Source organism: Pseudomonas segetis (assembly GCF_900188155.1).
GTDB classification, from domain to species: domain Bacteria; phylum Pseudomonadota; class Gammaproteobacteria; order Pseudomonadales; family Pseudomonadaceae; genus Aquipseudomonas; species Aquipseudomonas segetis.
Genome location: NZ_FZOG01000002.1, coordinates 586,755 through 601,089, shown reverse-complemented (window position 1 = coordinate 601,089; position 14,335 = coordinate 586,755). Strand labels below are relative to the sequence as shown.

At 56.4% G+C, this 14,335-nt stretch carries 13 protein-coding genes; 11 read left to right on the top strand and 2 right to left on the bottom strand.

Translation table 11 applies throughout. The features are described from left to right. The first annotated feature begins 60 nt into the window (after positions 1 to 60). Positions 61 to 972 (top strand): UDP-3-O-acyl-N-acetylglucosamine deacetylase, encoded by a 912-nt coding sequence (lpxC, locus tag CHB79_RS08650; protein ID WP_089359589.1) that lies wholly within the window; start codon positions 61 to 63, stop codon positions 970 to 972. Positions 973 to 1,097: 125 nt separating this feature from the next. Here the strand turns inward: lpxC and CHB79_RS08645 are convergent, their stop codons facing one another. Continuing rightward, positions 1,098 to 1,553: a DUF721 domain-containing protein gene (locus CHB79_RS08645; protein ID WP_089359588.1), complete on the bottom strand. Its 456-nt coding sequence runs from the start codon at positions 1,551 to 1,553 to the stop codon at positions 1,098 to 1,100. An 80-nt stretch (positions 1,554 to 1,633) separates the two neighbouring features. Between CHB79_RS08645 and CHB79_RS08640 the strand changes: the two genes are divergently transcribed. From CHB79_RS08640 to CHB79_RS08610, 7 genes are all read left to right on the top strand, one after another. Beyond that, positions 1,634 to 2,566, top strand: a complete 933-nt coding sequence (locus CHB79_RS08640; protein ID WP_010489909.1) for a M23 family metallopeptidase — start codon at positions 1,634 to 1,636, stop codon at positions 2,564 to 2,566. Positions 2,567 to 2,684: 118 nt separating this feature from the next. After that, positions 2,685 to 5,417, top strand: a complete 2,733-nt coding sequence (gene secA / locus CHB79_RS08635) for a preprotein translocase subunit SecA (protein ID WP_089359952.1) — start codon at positions 2,685 to 2,687, stop codon at positions 5,415 to 5,417. A 152-nt stretch (positions 5,418 to 5,569) separates the two neighbouring features. Continuing rightward, entirely contained in the window at positions 5,570 to 6,787 is a 1,218-nt protein-coding gene (gene argJ / locus CHB79_RS08630; RefSeq protein ID WP_089359587.1) for a bifunctional glutamate N-acetyltransferase/amino-acid acetyltransferase ArgJ, read from the top strand. Between the two features lie 80 nt (positions 6,788 to 6,867). Continuing rightward, complete coding sequence (locus CHB79_RS08625) at positions 6,868 to 7,494, top strand: glutathione S-transferase family protein (protein ID WP_089359586.1); 627 nt, start codon at positions 6,868 to 6,870, stop codon at positions 7,492 to 7,494. Then, complete coding sequence (locus CHB79_RS08620) at positions 7,491 to 8,432, top strand: Nudix family hydrolase (RefSeq protein ID WP_089359585.1); 942 nt, start codon at positions 7,491 to 7,493, stop codon at positions 8,430 to 8,432. Before CHB79_RS08625 ends, CHB79_RS08620 begins: the two co-directional genes overlap by 4 nt. Before the next feature lie 99 nt (positions 8,433 to 8,531). After that, positions 8,532 to 9,605 carry an HPP family protein gene (locus CHB79_RS08615; protein ID WP_089359584.1) on the top strand — a complete coding sequence of 358 codons (1,074 nt, stop codon included), beginning with the start codon at positions 8,532 to 8,534 and terminating at the stop codon, positions 9,603 to 9,605. An 85-nt stretch (positions 9,606 to 9,690) separates the two neighbouring features. Further along, on the top strand, positions 9,691 to 10,641 hold the full coding sequence (locus CHB79_RS08610) for an AEC family transporter (protein WP_089359583.1): 951 nt from the start codon (positions 9,691 to 9,693) through the stop codon (positions 10,639 to 10,641). On the opposite strand, the gene CHB79_RS08605 is transcribed toward CHB79_RS08610, so the two are convergent. Further along, on the bottom strand, positions 10,583 to 11,338 hold the full coding sequence (locus CHB79_RS08605) for a phosphatase PAP2 family protein (protein WP_176443160.1): 756 nt from the start codon (positions 11,336 to 11,338) through the stop codon (positions 10,583 to 10,585). The genes CHB79_RS08610 and CHB79_RS08605 overlap by 59 nt on opposite strands. Before the next feature lie 197 nt (positions 11,339 to 11,535). Between CHB79_RS08605 and CHB79_RS08600 the strand changes: the two genes are divergently transcribed. From CHB79_RS08600 to CHB79_RS08590, 3 genes are all read left to right on the top strand, one after another. Beyond that, positions 11,536 to 12,219 (top strand): response regulator transcription factor, encoded by a 684-nt coding sequence (locus tag CHB79_RS08600; RefSeq protein ID WP_089359950.1) that lies wholly within the window; start codon positions 11,536 to 11,538, stop codon positions 12,217 to 12,219. Continuing rightward, the gene (locus CHB79_RS08595; protein WP_089359582.1) at positions 12,209 to 13,480 is read left to right on the top strand and encodes a sensor histidine kinase; all 1,272 of its coding nucleotides are present in this window, start codon (positions 12,209 to 12,211) and stop codon (positions 13,478 to 13,480) included. Before CHB79_RS08600 ends, CHB79_RS08595 begins: the two co-directional genes overlap by 11 nt. Before the next feature lie 144 nt (positions 13,481 to 13,624). Beyond that, positions 13,625 to 14,311, top strand: a complete 687-nt coding sequence (locus CHB79_RS08590) for a class I SAM-dependent methyltransferase (RefSeq protein WP_089359581.1) — start codon at positions 13,625 to 13,627, stop codon at positions 14,309 to 14,311. Positions 14,312 to 14,335 lie beyond the last annotated feature (24 nt).

The following is a 14,335-nucleotide window of genomic DNA, read 5'->3' as shown; positions in this document are numbered from 1 at the left end:
GCTATTATCGCCGGCCATTGTTGAAAACAATTCGCAACTAGCGCTATAGCGGCCAGAGACATGATCAGACAACGCACCTTAAAGAACATTATCCGCGCCACTGGCGTCGGCCTGCATTCGGGGGAAAAGGTTTACCTGACCCTGAAGCCGGCACCTGTGGACACCGGTATCGTGTTCAGACGTACCGATTTGGACCCCGTCGTGGAAATTGCTGCGCGGGCGAGCAACGTCGGTGAAACCACCATGTCAACCACCTTGGTTAATGGTGACGTCAAGGTGGATACGGTAGAGCACTTGCTTTCGGCCATGGCAGGCCTGGGCATCGATAACGCCTACGTCGAACTCTCTGCATCCGAAGTACCGATCATGGACGGCAGTGCGGGACCTTTTGTATTCCTGATTCAATCCGCTGGCCTGCAAGAGCAGGAAGCGGCCAAGAAATTCATCCGGATCATTCGTGAAGTAACTGTGGAGGAGGGCGACAAGCGCGCCACCTTCGTGCCTTTCGAAGGATTCAAGGTGAGTTTCGAGATCGATTTCGATCACCCTGTTTTCCGTGACCGTACGCAAATGGCAAGCGTTGACTTCTCCAGTACCTCCTTTGTCAAGGAAGTCAGTCGAGCGCGCACATTTGGTTTTATGCGCGACATCGAGTTCCTGCGTTCACAGAACCTGGCACTCGGCGGCAGTGTAGATAACGCGATCGTGGTGGATGAAAATCGCGTGTTGAACGAAGATGGTCTGCGTTATGAAGACGAATTCGTTAAGCACAAGATTCTCGATGCGATCGGTGATCTTTATTTGCTGGGTAACAGCTTGATTGGTGAGTTCCGTGGTTTCAAATCCGGACACGCCCTGAACAACCGTTTGTTGCGTGAGCTGATCGCGCAGCCGGATGCCTGGGAAACCGTGACCTTTGACGACCCCAAGAACGCGCCGATTTCCTACATGCGTCCAGTGGCTGCGGGTTAAACCGAACACTCTCCGCTTTACGCTTAAGGCCACCTCATGGTGGCCTTTTTTATTGGTCTTCAGATCTTGAGCGACGTTTCAGTTTCTGGTCTCGGAAAGTTCTGACTTTGTAGCGGTCGTGCGAATCAGTCGGCTGGCTTGGTGTGCTTGGCCAGTCGCTCCAGGGCCGCGCGCAGCGTCGGGTCGCTTATACCTTCAGCTGTGGCTTGAATATTTTCTGCCGCACTGTCCGAAAGGATAATTGTGCGACCTCCCGCACGCCTTTCAGCTGTTGATGGTTGCACCTTGAAGTGGATCTTGGTTAATGTCGCGAACGCTTCGAGTGCCTGCAGCTGTTTGAGCAGGCGCTTTTGCTGATAACGCAGGCGGGTGGCCCAATGGCCATCAGTGACAATAAGAAGCAAACAACCGGCACGCCAGGTCGCAACATGACAGTGTTCTCTGGCAGCAGGCTGAAGCTGGCTTTCAAGCAAGCGCTGCAGTTTTTCAAGCCTTTGGGCCTCATTAAACAAGGCTTGCAGGGGCTTTGCTTCGCGCAATAGCGCGGCAGGTGCTTTAGCTGGCAAAGGACGAAAAGACATGGCTGGACGCCTACGATTGTGGAGCCGCCATGGTAGCAGAAATGCTGCTGCCAACTTGGGCACCACCAAAAGGGGAAGTCGTGCAAATAATTCTATTAAGTCGGCGTCATGGCGCCGCTCGTACCTTGAGCTTCGATTTAAGATGGCTGGTGGCGGGATTGTTCATCCTGGTGGCCGGCTCGCTTAGCCTCGGTACTGTTGTCGGCGTGTGGATGTCACCTGATGCCCAGGTGGTCGACCACGATGACACGCAAATAATTACTCAGGCACTGGATGAGCAGCGCGCAGAAGTGGGGGCCGTGCGGGTAGATGCGCAGCGCCAACTGGATGCATTCGCGGCCCATGTGGCCGACTTGCAGGCACGCCTGACGCGCCTTGATGCTTTGGGCGAACGCCTGACCGAATTGGCTGATATCGACTCAAGCGAGTTCGATTTCTCGCTTAATGTGGGTCAGGGCGGTCCAGAAGAGCCATACGGCACCGCCGCCTATGCGCCTCCGGCGTTCATGAGCACCCTCGATGAGCTGGCCTTGCAACTTGATAGTCGAGAGCAGCAGTTGGAGGTGCTTGAGCAGTTACTGGCCGAGCGCCGCCTCAATGAAGCTGAGTACCTTGCGGGGCGTCCGGTTTTGCAGGGCTATGTTTCTTCTCCCTTTGGCCGGCGTACCGATCCACTGACCGGTCGTGCCAGTGTGCACAAGGGGGTGGACTTCGCCGCCAAGGCAGGTAGCCCTGTGGTATCGGTGGCCGCAGGTGTCGTGACCTTTTCCGGGCGTAAGAATGGTTATGGTAATGTAGTAGAAATAAGTCATGCAGATGGCTATGTAACCCTCTACGGGCACAATAAGCGTAACGAGGTACAGGTCGGTGATCTGGTCAAGCGTGGGCAAACAATTGCTCTGGTTGGCAGCACGGGACGCTCTACCGGTTACCATGTGCACTTTGAAGTAACCAAGCTTGGTCGAGTGGTAAACCCTTCCAGCTACATAGCTCGTGTAAGCGACGAAAAATAACGTCGCTTTCATCATCTTCATTTCCGGGTAGAATGCCCCCTTCGCACGCAGCCATTAGGGCTGCATGGGCGACTCTTGGGCCGCCCTCCATCCATACGTGTGGGAAGAACCTGTCGATATGTTTGCGCCTTTGTTGAAAAAACTCTTTGGAAGCAAGAATGAGCGTGAGGTTAAGCGCATGCTCAAGGCGGTTCAGTCCGTTAATGGTTTTGAGGAGCAGATGCTTGCTCTCACGGATGAGCAACTGCGTGCCAAAACCGATGAGTTCAAGGCTCGTTTAGCCAAGGGTGAAACCCTCGACCAACTATTGCCTGAAGCCTTTGCCGTGGCTCGTGAGGCCGGCAAGCGGGTAATGGGCATGCGCCACTTCGATGTACAGCTGATCGGTGGCATGACCCTGCATGAAGGCAAGATCGCCGAAATGCGCACCGGTGAGGGTAAGACCCTGGTTGCAACCCTTGCTGTTTACCTCAATGCATTGGCCGGTAAAGGCGTGCACGTGGTTACGGTCAACGATTACCTGGCCCGCCGTGACGCCAACTGGATGCGTCCGCTGTACGAATTCCTCGGTATGAGCGTCGGCATCGTCACTCCCTTCATGCCGCCCGAAGAAAAACGCGCGGCCTATGCTGCCGACATCACCTACGGCACCAACAACGAGTTCGGTTTCGATTACCTGCGCGATAACATGGCGTTTAGCCTTGAGGATAAGTTCCAGCGTGAACTTAACTTTGCCGTAATCGACGAAGTCGACTCGATCCTGATCGACGAAGCCCGTACCCCGTTGATCATCTCGGGTCAGGCTGAAGACAGCTCGAAGATGTACGTTGAGATCAACAACCTGATCCCGCGACTTGAGCTGCACGTCGAGGAAGAAGAAGGCGTTGTGACCAAAGAAGGTCACTACAGTGTTGATGAGAAAACGCGCCAGGTTGAGCTTAATGAGCAGGGTCACCAGTTCATTGAGGATCTTCTGACCCAGGCGGGCTTGCTCGCTGAAGGCGAGAGTCTTTACTCGGCACATAACCTTGGCCTGCTGACTCACGTCTATGCCGGTCTGCGTGCGCACACCCTGTTCCATCGCAATGTCGAATACATAGTGCAGAACGATCAAGTGCTGCTCATCGATGAGCACACGGGTCGTACCATGCCGGGTCGTCGCTTGTCCGAAGGCTTGCACCAGGCGATCGAGGCGAAGGAAGGCCTGAACATCCAGGCTGAAAGCCAGACGCTTGCATCGACCACCTTCCAGAACTATTTCCGCCTGTACAGCAAGTTGTCCGGCATGACCGGTACGGCCGACACCGAAGCATTCGAGTTCCACCAGATCTACGGTCTTGAGGTCATGGTGATCCCGACCAACCGTGCACTGGCGCGCAAGGACTTCAATGACCTGGTCTACCTGACCCAGGAAGAGAAGTACGCGGCCATCGTTGCGGATATCCAGGAATGCCAGGCGCAAGGTCGTCCGGTCCTGGTGGGCACGGCTTCGATCGAAACCTCCGAGTACATGTCGGCCCTGCTCAACAAGCAAGGTATCGAGCACAAGGTGCTCAACGCCAAGTTCCACGAAAAGGAAGCTGAAATCATTGCCCAGGCGGGTCGTCCGGGCGCGCTGACTATCGCCACCAACATGGCGGGTCGTGGTACCGACATTCTGTTGGGCGGCAACTGGGAGGTCGAAGTCGCGGCCCTCGAAAACCCTACCGATGAGCAGGTTGCCCAGGTCAAAGCCGACTGGCAGAAGCGCCATCAGGCGGTGATCGAGTCGGGCGGTTTGCATGTAATTGCCTCCGAACGCCACGAGTCACGTCGTATCGACAACCAGTTGCGCGGTCGTGCCGGGCGCCAGGGCGACCCAGGCTCCAGCCGTTTCTACCTGTCGCTGGAAGACAGCCTGATGCGCATCTTTGCCTCTGACCGGGTGAAGAACTTTATGAAGGCGTTGGGCATGCAGCAAGGCGAGGCGATTGAGCACCGTATGGTGAGCAACGCTATTGAAAAGGCGCAGCGCAAGGTTGAAGGTCGTAACTTCGACATGCGTAAGCAATTGCTCGAGTTCGATGACGTGGCCAACGAGCAGCGTAAAGTGATTTATCACATGCGCAACACCTTGCTGGCCTCGGAAGAAATTGGTGAAACCATCGAGGAGTTCCGCAAGGAAGTTGTCGAAAGCACCATCAACGAGCATATTCCGCCGCAGTCGCTGCCTGAACAGTGGGATATCACCGGTCTTGAGTCGGCGATCTACACCGGTTTCGGCATCAACCTGCCGATTCAGCAATGGCTGGATGATGACCACAAGCTCTATGAGGAAACCCTGCGCGAGCGGATTCTTCAGGCGTTGGTCGAGGCATACAACGAGAAAGAAGAGGAGGCCAGTGCTGAAGCGCTGCGCACCTTCGAGAAGCAGATTCTGCTGCGTGTGCTTGATGACCTGTGGAAAGATCACCTCTCGACCATGGATCACCTGCGCCACGGTATTCACCTGCGTGGTTATGCGCAGAAGAACCCGAAGCAAGAATACAAGCGCGAGTCGTTCACCCTATTCCAGGAGCTGCTTGATTCGATCAAGCGCGACACCATTCGCGTGCTTTCGCATGTTCAGGTTCGTCGTGAGGACCCAGCCGAAGAAGAAGAGCGCCTGCGCCGGGAAGCTGAAGCCATGGCTGCGCGCATGCAGTTCCAGCATGCGGATGCTTCCGCCCTGGAGCAGCCAGAGGCTGAACCGCAAGACGACACGGCTGTGGCAACCGCGCCCGTGCGAGCGGAGCAGAAGATCGGGCGCAACGAGCCTTGCCCTTGCGGTTCGGGCAAGAAGTACAAGCATTGCCACGGGCAGTTGGGCTAGTTGATGTGACCCTGGTCAGCCGCTGGCTGTCCAGGTTTATTGCAAGTAGCCAGGCTCGACTGACCCGTGAACGCCGCGACCGGTTGAACCGATCGCGGCGTTTTACCATCCACTTAATGGCGTGACGCCGCAACATCTCAAGGAGTTTATTCATGGCTGTAGGTCTTGGCCCGCTGTCTGCCCTGCATCCGGTTGCAGGCTTTGAACTGGGAATCGCGAGCGCTGGTATCAAGCGACCAGGGCGAAAGGATGTTGTCGTCATGCGTTGCGCCGAAGGCTCAAGCGTTGCGGGTGTATTCACCCTGAACTCATTTTGTGCAGCCCCTGTAACTCTTGCAAAAAAGCGCGTGCTGGGGCCTGTGCGTTACCTGCTTACCAATACAGGTAATGCCAATGCGGGCACTGGCGAGTCCGGGCTTGAGAATGCTGCGCGCACCTGCGCCAGGCTGGCCGAGCTTGCGGGCGTCGATGAGCAGTCGGTGTTGCCATTTTCGACCGGTGTGATTGGTGAGCCGCTACCGGTCGAGAAGATCGAGGGCGCCCTGCAAGCGGCGCTGGATAACCTGTCAGAGAATAACTGGGCCGATGCTGCAACCGGCATCATGACCACTGACACCTTGCCCAAAGGCGCCAGTCGCCAGTTCGTGCATGAAGGTGTCACAGTTACCGTCACCGGCATCAGTAAGGGCGCGGGCATGATCAAGCCAAACATGGCGACCATGCTCGGCTATATCGCCACGGATGCCAAGGTCGCCCAAGGCGTGCTCCAGGACTTGTTGCGTGATGCCGCCAATAAGTCGTTCAACCGCATCACCATTGATGGAGATACCTCGACCAATGATTGCTGCATGCTGGTAGCAACGGGCAAGGTCGAGTTGGACGAGATCACCCAGGCCAGCGGTGCTTATTTTGCAGCCTTGAAGCAGGCCGTGTTCGAGGTATGCATGGAGGTCGCGCAGGCCATCGTCCGTGATGGTGAAGGTGCGACCAAGTTCGTCACTGTCGTTGTAAACGGCGGCGCGACCCATCAAGAATGCCTGGATGTTGGCTACGCGGTTGCACATTCACCACTGATCAAGACCGCACTGTTTGCGTCCGACCCTAATTGGGGACGCATTCTCGCGGCTGTTGGCCGTGCAGGCGTTGCCCAGTTGGATGTGAGCAAGATCGACGTGTTTCTCGGCGATATCTGCATCGCCAGTAAAGGCTGTCGGGCTGAAACTTACACCGAAGAGCAGGGCGCGGCGGTGATGGCTGAAGAGGAAATCACCATTCGCATTGAACTGGGCCGTGGCGCGACCAGCGAGACGATCTGGACCACTGACTTGTCGCACGAGTACGTCAAGATCAATGCCGAATATCGCACTTGATACAACGTCCTGGCTCGACTGAGGGGTAGTCGGCTGCTCCTCGGTTACTAGGTCATTCAATGAATTACCGGAGAACTGCAATGACCCTGCAACTCGTCATCGGTGATAAACGCTATTCATCCTGGTCTTTACGGGCGGCGCTGGCACTGGAAATCGCTGGCGTCGATTACGACGAGGTCTTGATCGCGCTGAACAAGCCCGATACTGCCCAACTCATCGCCCAGCACTCGCCAAGCGGTAAGGTGCCACTGCTGAAAACAGCCGATGGTCCGGTTTGGGATTCCTTGGCGATCGTCGAGTACCTTGCCGAGCAGTGTCCCTCACTCTGGCCAAAGGACGTATATGCCCGTGCGGTGGCGCGCAGTGTTTGCGCGCAAATGCACAGCGGTTTCGCGAGCTTGCGTACACATATGCCGATGGATCTGCAGCGTGCCCAGCCGCTGGCCAATGTAGCGGCGGACGTTACTGGCGACATAGAGCAGGTGTGTCGTTTGTGGGCCGAGTGTCGCGCCGGGTTCGGTCAACAAGGTCCGTTCCTGTTTGGCCAGCCAAGCGCTGCCGATGCCTTTTATGCGCCGGTGGCCAGCCGTCTGCGTAGTTATCAGGTGGAACTGCCGCCCGAAGCCAGCGCCTATGTCGAGGCCATCTACAACTGGCCTGCTTTTCAGCGCTGGTACAAGGCCGCACAAGAGGAACAGTTGGGTTGAAACGAGTACATGTTGTAGCTGCAGTCATCCGTGGAGACGATGGTCGGATTCTTATTGCCAAGCGCGCGGATGATCAACATCAGGGCGGTTTATGGGAGTTTCCCGGCGGCAAGGTGGAGGCGGGCGAGGCTGTTGAAACAGCGCTCGCACGCGAGTTGAGCGAAGAGCTGGGCATAGTTCCAACCGCCGCTCGGCCGCTGATCCAGATCCGTCACGACTACCCGGACAAGCAAATCCTGCTCGACGTCTGGGACGTGACTGCCTTTGAGGGCCAACCGCACGGCGCGGAAGGCCAGCCCTTGAAGTGGGTCAATAACCGCCAACTGCTGGAATATGAGTTTCCGGCAGCGAACCGGCCCATTGTGGCTGCCGCGCGCTTGCCCGAGCAATATTTGATTACCCCGCAAGACCTCGATGCAGGGGACCTTTTGCGGGGAATCAAGCGCGCTGTCGATAGTGGTGTTCGCCTGCTGCAGTTGCGGGCGCCTGCCATGTTTGACCCACAGTATCGTGACCTGGCCCTCGACGCGGTGGGCTTGTGCGCTGGCCGTGCTCAGTTGATGCTCAAAGGCCCCCTGGAGTGGCTCAGTGATTTTCCAGCCGCAGGCTGGCACCTAACCTCCAAACAACTGCATCAGTTGGCTTCTGGTGAGCGGCCTATCCCGGCGGAGCGCTGGCTGGCCGCATCCTGTCATTCGGCGCAAGAGCTGTTGCTGGCCCAACAACTGAAGGTCGATTTCGTCACTTTGTCCCCGCTTCTCGCAACCAAAACCCATCCAGATGCGCAGCCATTGGGCTGGCAGCAGGCCGAAGCGCTGCTCGAGGGGGCGCAACTGCCGGTCTATCTGCTCGGCGGTGTAGGTCCGCAAGACGCATCCCGAGCGCGCCAGCTTGGCGCCCAGGGCGTGGCGGGGATTCGGGCATTTTGGCCGCAGTAGCCAAGTAACTGTATCAAGCCATTAGCAGGTTTTCCTGCCGATGCAGCGCCAGTCAAAGAGCTTTCATCGCTGGGGAATCTTGAGTTGAGTCGTACAAGAATGTGGCTGCGATCTTTCTGGCCCGCACCAATGGCAATCAGCAAGAGCCAGCAGGCCGTGAGTTGTCTCGGTGCTTTTTGCGGCTTGTCCTTCACCGCCTGGTTTTGCCATTCAGTCCTCGGTCAGGCCAGTTTATGGCTGATCGCTCCCATGGGGGCCTCAGCAGTCTTGTTGTTTGCCGTGCCTTCAAGTCCTCTGGCGCAGCCTTGGTCGATTCTCGGAGGCTGTATTGTCTCGGCCCTGGTCGGTGTCAGTTGTGCGCGCTGGCTGGGGCATGCCGGCTGGGTTGCAGGTTTGGCGGGAGGCCTGGCAATAGGCGTGATGTTCGCCCTGCGTTGCCTGCATCCGCCTGGTGGTGCCGTGGCCTTGTCGGCCGTCTTGGCGGGTGAGCCTGTCGCTCGGCTGGGTTATCACTTTGTGGTTTTCCCGGTGGCGATAAATGCCGCGATGATGTTGTTGATCGCGCTATTGTTCAACAACCTGCTGAAGCGGCGTTATCCACATCGTCCGGCTGACCATCACAACCCGCATAAAACCGCTGATGCGGTACCACGTGACCGAGTGGGGTTCACGCCTGATGATCTTGATGCGGTGCTCAATGCTCGCGGTGAGTTGTTGGACATTGCCCGCGATGACCTTGAAGAGATCCTTCGACAAACCGAGGAGCGCGCCTACCGCCGCCGGTTTGGCGAGATACGCTGCGGCGATATCATGTCGACGGATGTTCTCAGTGTGAGTCCGCAAACACCTGTCAGCGAGGCCTGGACGCTTTTGCTTGAGCACCGCCTGAATGCGCTGCCGGTGGTCAATCAAAACCGACAATTGCAAGGGATGTTGAACTTGCATGATCTCTTGGCTACAGCCGATGCCCATGGCGAGTGTGAGCACATCATGCAGCGCAATGTACTGACCTGCAAAGGCGAATGGCCGGTGTCCTATTTGCTCGAAAGCCTTGGATCTTCGCCTGAGCACCGGATGCCGGTTCTGGGAGAGGATAAAGTCTTGCTGGGTATCGTCACCCAGACCGACCTTGTCGCGGCGTTGTATCGAACCGCACTTGAGACCCGTGGCTAAGGTTTTGTCTGGCAGGCTGTAGCGCCGGTTGGCAGCCTTGGGCTCTGCATCCGGCAGTTTATTTTTGTAAGGGATCTGTTTTTTTATGGCGTCAGTGCTGAGTATCATCCTGCCGATTTTTGCACTCATCCTGGCGGGCTTCGCATGCCGGAAGTTAAAGCTGTTAGGGCCCGAGGCAGCCTCTGAAATCAACCGGATGGTCGTCTGGCTGTGCCTGCCAGCCATGTTGTTTGAGGCCACGGCTACTGCTGTGTGGTCGCATATCTGGCAGCCTGGATTCATTTGGGTCTATATCCTCGGCACCCTGCTGGTGTTCATTGGCACCTTGATTTGGCGCTTGCGCAAGTCCGGGGATTTGGCGGATGCCAGCATTCAGGGGCTGAGCGCTTCATACGCCAACACCGGGTATATGGGGATTCCCCTGTGCCTGCTGGTATTTGGGGACGATGGCTTGGAGCCCGCGCTTATCGCCAGCTTGATCGTTATTTGCGTGCTGTTCGCACTGTCAGTGGTGTGCATCGAGGTGGCGCTGCAGGGTGAAAAGAACATGTTGCGGGCAGTGCGCAAGGTGGCCCTGGCACTGGCTAAGAATCCTTTGGTGATATCCCCGGTCCTGGGTGGTTTCTGGGCCGTTTCAGGAGCACCGCTGCCCGAATCCGTGCATTCTTTTTTGACCTTGTTGAGCAATGCCACTGCGCCCTGTGCGCTGATATCCCTTGGCTTGTTCCTGGCGCACAAGCAGTCCGGGCAAAGTCAGGGCAGTGTTGCATTGGTCTTGTTGAAACTGTTTTTGCACCCGCTGCTGGTCTGGGTCCTGGCATTCTGGATATTTCAGCTTCCACCCTTATGGGCAATGTCGGCGGTGTTGTTGGCTGCGCTGCCGACCGGGACCGGGCCCTTTATGCTTGCGGAGTTCTATCGACGTGACGCCGCTGTGGTCTCAAGCAGTATCCTGTTGTCGACGGTAGGCTCGCTGATCACTCTGTCGCTGTGCTTGTACTGGATTGAAACGATACGCCAGGCGTCTGGGATGTAGCTGCCGAAGGCCTGTAAAGCACCAGGCAATAGCTGCCCAGGCTGATCAGCCAGCAAAACAATGCCGTCCACAGGTTGTGCGAAAAGAAGTGCGCCCCCTGCAACATCCGCCCGACAGAAAATACCGTGCCGAGGGCGAGAGTGAAAAGCAATGCGGCTTTCGCCAGCTTGGGCCGACGGTCGCGCAGCACGAAAAACAATGCAAACCAGGCGAAGCCGGCAGTGGCATGACCACCTGGCCAGCAGCGGCCAGGTTTCTCGGTTGGTGCGCGTTCGCTGAGTAGCGGGGTGTAAATTTCATTGCCGCCGAACTCAGTCAGGCTCCATGGGCAATGCACTCCCGTAAGGGCCTTTAGCGGCGTCACAAAGCTGGTGGACAGCCCCAGTGCCAGCACCATGTAGCCCAGCGGTTTGCGCAAGTGGTGAAATGGCTTGAGTGCCAGGCTGCTGATAAATCCAATGACGGTAAGCACGCCAACCAGGATAACTGCCTGCTTGGCCCGGTCATGCAGGATATCCTCGAGAAAAAAGCTGTGTTTGCCAATAAATCCCTGGCCGGGCACGTAAGCGAGTCTCTCGAGTGCAAAATCGAGTTGTGTTGGGTCTGCAATCAGCAGCACGGCCATGATCAACAAGGGCACACCAAAGCCTAGATAAAGATTGAATGGCCTTGAAACGGGCAGGCTAGCAGCGCTCATGGAGTTGATCCTGTATCAATAAGGTGCGCAGTCTTACCGACCTGTTGTGAGCCCGGTGTCATAAGTCTGTGAAAGAAACGTTAAGGTGATTGGGGCTCGGGGCAGCAGTCGAGCCGATACATCGACCGCTGCAAGGGGATTGGTGTTTAATACCAGGACATCGTATTACCACAGCATTGTCCGGGGGCATGATCAAGATGCGTATTCTGGTGGTTGAAGACAATCGGGATATCCTGGCCAATGTCATGGATTACCTGGCACTGAAAGGCTACACGGTTGACTGTGCACAGGACGGGGTCAGTGGTTTGCACCTGGCCGTCACCGAGCATTACGACCTGATCGTGCTCGATATCATGCTGCCAGGCATGGATGGCTACCAGTTATGCAAGCGCCTGCGCGAGGATGCCCGCAGTGAAACGCCGGTCATCATGCTCACGGCCCGCGATGCCCTGGATGATCGTCTGCAGGGCTTGGGTGTAGGGGCTGATGATTACCTGCTAAAACCATTTGCACTTTCTGAACTGGTCGCGCGGATTGAGGCTGTATTGCGTCGCAGCCAGGGTAGCCGTCAACGCAAGATGCAGGTTGGCGACCTGGTTTATGATCTCGATACGCTGTTTATCACGCGTGCCGACCAGCCATTGAAGCTCAATCCGCTGGGGCTGAAGCTGCTTGCTGTGTTGATGCAAAAAAGCCCGGCCGTGGTTCGTCGAGAAGTCTTGGAAGAAACCCTGTGGGGGGACAACTGCCCGGACAGCGACAGCTTGCGTAGTCATATCCATCAGTTGCGCCAAGTGCTGGACAAGCCATTCGACAGGCCCTTGCTGCACACCATTCACGGTGTTGGATACCGCCTGGCGGAGTCTGCCGATGGTGTCTAAGCAGCCGCTGCTGCGGCGCATTGTCATTGCTTTTGTGCTGATGACGTTTTGTGTCAGTGGGCTCTTTTCGTTAAGCATCGTGGCGGTTGTTCACTTCATCGAGGCGAACCTGGTTTCACAAGAGCTGGATGAGGAGCTGCTGGGGGTTTTACAGCATGATCTTGCCAATGGCCTGCCGCCAAGGCTTGATTCGCGAACGCGCTTTTTTGCTTCGGACATACCGCGCTATGCAGTGCCTGAGCAGTATGCAAAAGCCCCCGAAGGCTACTCCGAGTCGGTAGACGACACAAATGCCGTATATATATTCAAGCGAAACATTAATGGCCAGAGCTACCTTCTGGTGCAGGAACAGCATGAGTTTGAAGAGCGTGAAGTGGCGCTTTATCGTGCTGTACTGGCAGGTTTTGTCTTCAGTGTGATCCTGGCCTGGGTATTGGGCTTATGGCTGGCTCGCAGGATAGTCGCGCCGGTTGTGCGTTTGGCGGGCCAGGTACGCCACCGCGACCAGCTGCATCACCTTGCACCGAATATCGCGCCTGATTACGCCGATGATGAGGTGGGGCATCTGGCCCAGGCTTTTGACAGCACGCTTGGGCAGTTGCGTAAGTCGCTGGAGCGTGAGCAGCTTTTTACCAGTGACGTAAGCCATGAATTGCGCACCCCGTTGATGGTGATCAACTCATCGTGCGAGTTGCTTGAGGTGGCGCCTAATCTTGAGCCAAGACAACGGGTAACGCTCCAGCGGATCAAGCGCGCAACTGATGAAATGGGCGAGCTGGTACAAACATTTTTGCTCTTGGCACGTTCTACCAACAATTGGTCCATTGAAGGCGGAACCTCCACATTAGGGGCCTTGGCGCAGGAGCAGGGCGCGCGTTGGGGGGAGATGATCAAGGCAAAGGGCTTGCACTTTGAGGTGGTTGATCAAGGTGCCGACGATACGAGCTACAACCTGACATTGCTGCGTACCGTCATGTCCAACTTGTTGCGCAATGCCTTGCACTACACGGAAGAGGGAACTGTGCGCCTGGTGTTAACGGCTGATGGCTTTTGTGTCGAGGACAGTGGCGTGGGTATTCCGCCCGAGCAACATGAGAAAATGTTCCAGCCTTTTGTACGGGGCCAGCAGGCACGTGGCGAAGGTTTGGGGCTCGGTTTGTCCTTGGTCAAGCGTATTTGCGCCCATGAAGGTTGGACTGTGAACGTGAAAAGCCTGGCGACTGGTGGCAGTGAGTTCAGGGTCATTTTAAAAGCGGTTTAAAACCGCTCAGGTAATATCCTGCATCACTTAAAGGCCCCGTATAACGGGGCTTGAGTCGGTTTCACGGTTTTTTCACATTGTCTTGACGCCAGGCTGATGACTGGCTGGTTAGCTTGAGTTCAGGTTATCTACTGAGATCAGGCAATGTCTAAAAACCCTCCAATTGAGCTCGAGTTCTCCGGCAAGTACGATCGCGAGCACGCCAACATGTACCTGAACAAGCACAAGACAGGTTTGTCTCGGCGCCTGTCTCATTGGCGTGAAGTACAAATTGCCCGGGCCGCATTGAAAATGGCGGGTGACCCGAATCTGGTGCTTGATTTGCCATCGGGTGCAGGGCGCTTTTGGCCGATGCTTTGTGAGCAACCCAATCGCATGATCCTGGCTGCCGATAATTCGCAAGACATGCTCGATGCTGGTATGAGCGGGCAGGCACCTGAGGTTACCGCCCGGGTCAAGCCGTTTCAAACCTCGGCTTTTGCTATCGACCTGGGTGAAAATGCTGTGGACTGCATCTTCTCGATGCGGCTGATGCACCACATCGGCAAGGCTGATCATCGCCAGGCCATGCTCAAGGAATTCAGGCGCGTAACCCGCGATACCCTGGTGATTTCTTTGTGGGTGGACGGTAATTACAAGGCCTGGAAACGCAAGCGCAGCGAAGCTCGCCGCCCAGCCGCGCAACGCGACCCCTTGTTGCAAAACCGCTTTGTGATTCCACGCGAGACAATTGAGTCAGAATTCAAGCAGGCCGGTTTTAAAATCGTTGGCCACAAGGATTTCATTCCAGGCTATGCCCTGTGGCGCATATACGTCCTGCGCAAGCTCTGAATATCAACGCGGGTGAGGGCCGTC

Coding starts and splice junctions, on each gene's coding strand:
- lpxC (WP_089359589.1), top strand. CDS start 61: ATGATCAGACAACGCACCTTAAAGAACATTATCCGCGCCACTGGCGTC.
- CHB79_RS08645 (WP_089359588.1), bottom strand. CDS start 1,553: ATGTCTTTTCGTCCTTTGCCAGCTAAAGCACCTGCCGCGCTATTGCGC.
- secA (WP_089359952.1), top strand. CDS start 2,685: ATGTTTGCGCCTTTGTTGAAAAAACTCTTTGGAAGCAAGAATGAGCGT.
- argJ (WP_089359587.1), top strand. CDS start 5,570: ATGGCTGTAGGTCTTGGCCCGCTGTCTGCCCTGCATCCGGTTGCAGGC.
- CHB79_RS08625 (WP_089359586.1), top strand. CDS start 6,868: ATGACCCTGCAACTCGTCATCGGTGATAAACGCTATTCATCCTGGTCT.
- CHB79_RS08615 (WP_089359584.1), top strand. CDS start 8,532: ATGTGGCTGCGATCTTTCTGGCCCGCACCAATGGCAATCAGCAAGAGC.
- CHB79_RS08610 (WP_089359583.1), top strand. CDS start 9,691: ATGGCGTCAGTGCTGAGTATCATCCTGCCGATTTTTGCACTCATCCTG.
- CHB79_RS08605 (WP_176443160.1), bottom strand. CDS start 11,338: ATGAGCGCTGCTAGCCTGCCCGTTTCAAGGCCATTCAATCTTTATCTA.
- CHB79_RS08600 (WP_089359950.1), top strand. CDS start 11,536: ATGCGTATTCTGGTGGTTGAAGACAATCGGGATATCCTGGCCAATGTC.
- CHB79_RS08595 (WP_089359582.1), top strand. CDS start 12,209: ATGGTGTCTAAGCAGCCGCTGCTGCGGCGCATTGTCATTGCTTTTGTG.
- CHB79_RS08590 (WP_089359581.1), top strand. CDS start 13,625: ATGTCTAAAAACCCTCCAATTGAGCTCGAGTTCTCCGGCAAGTACGAT.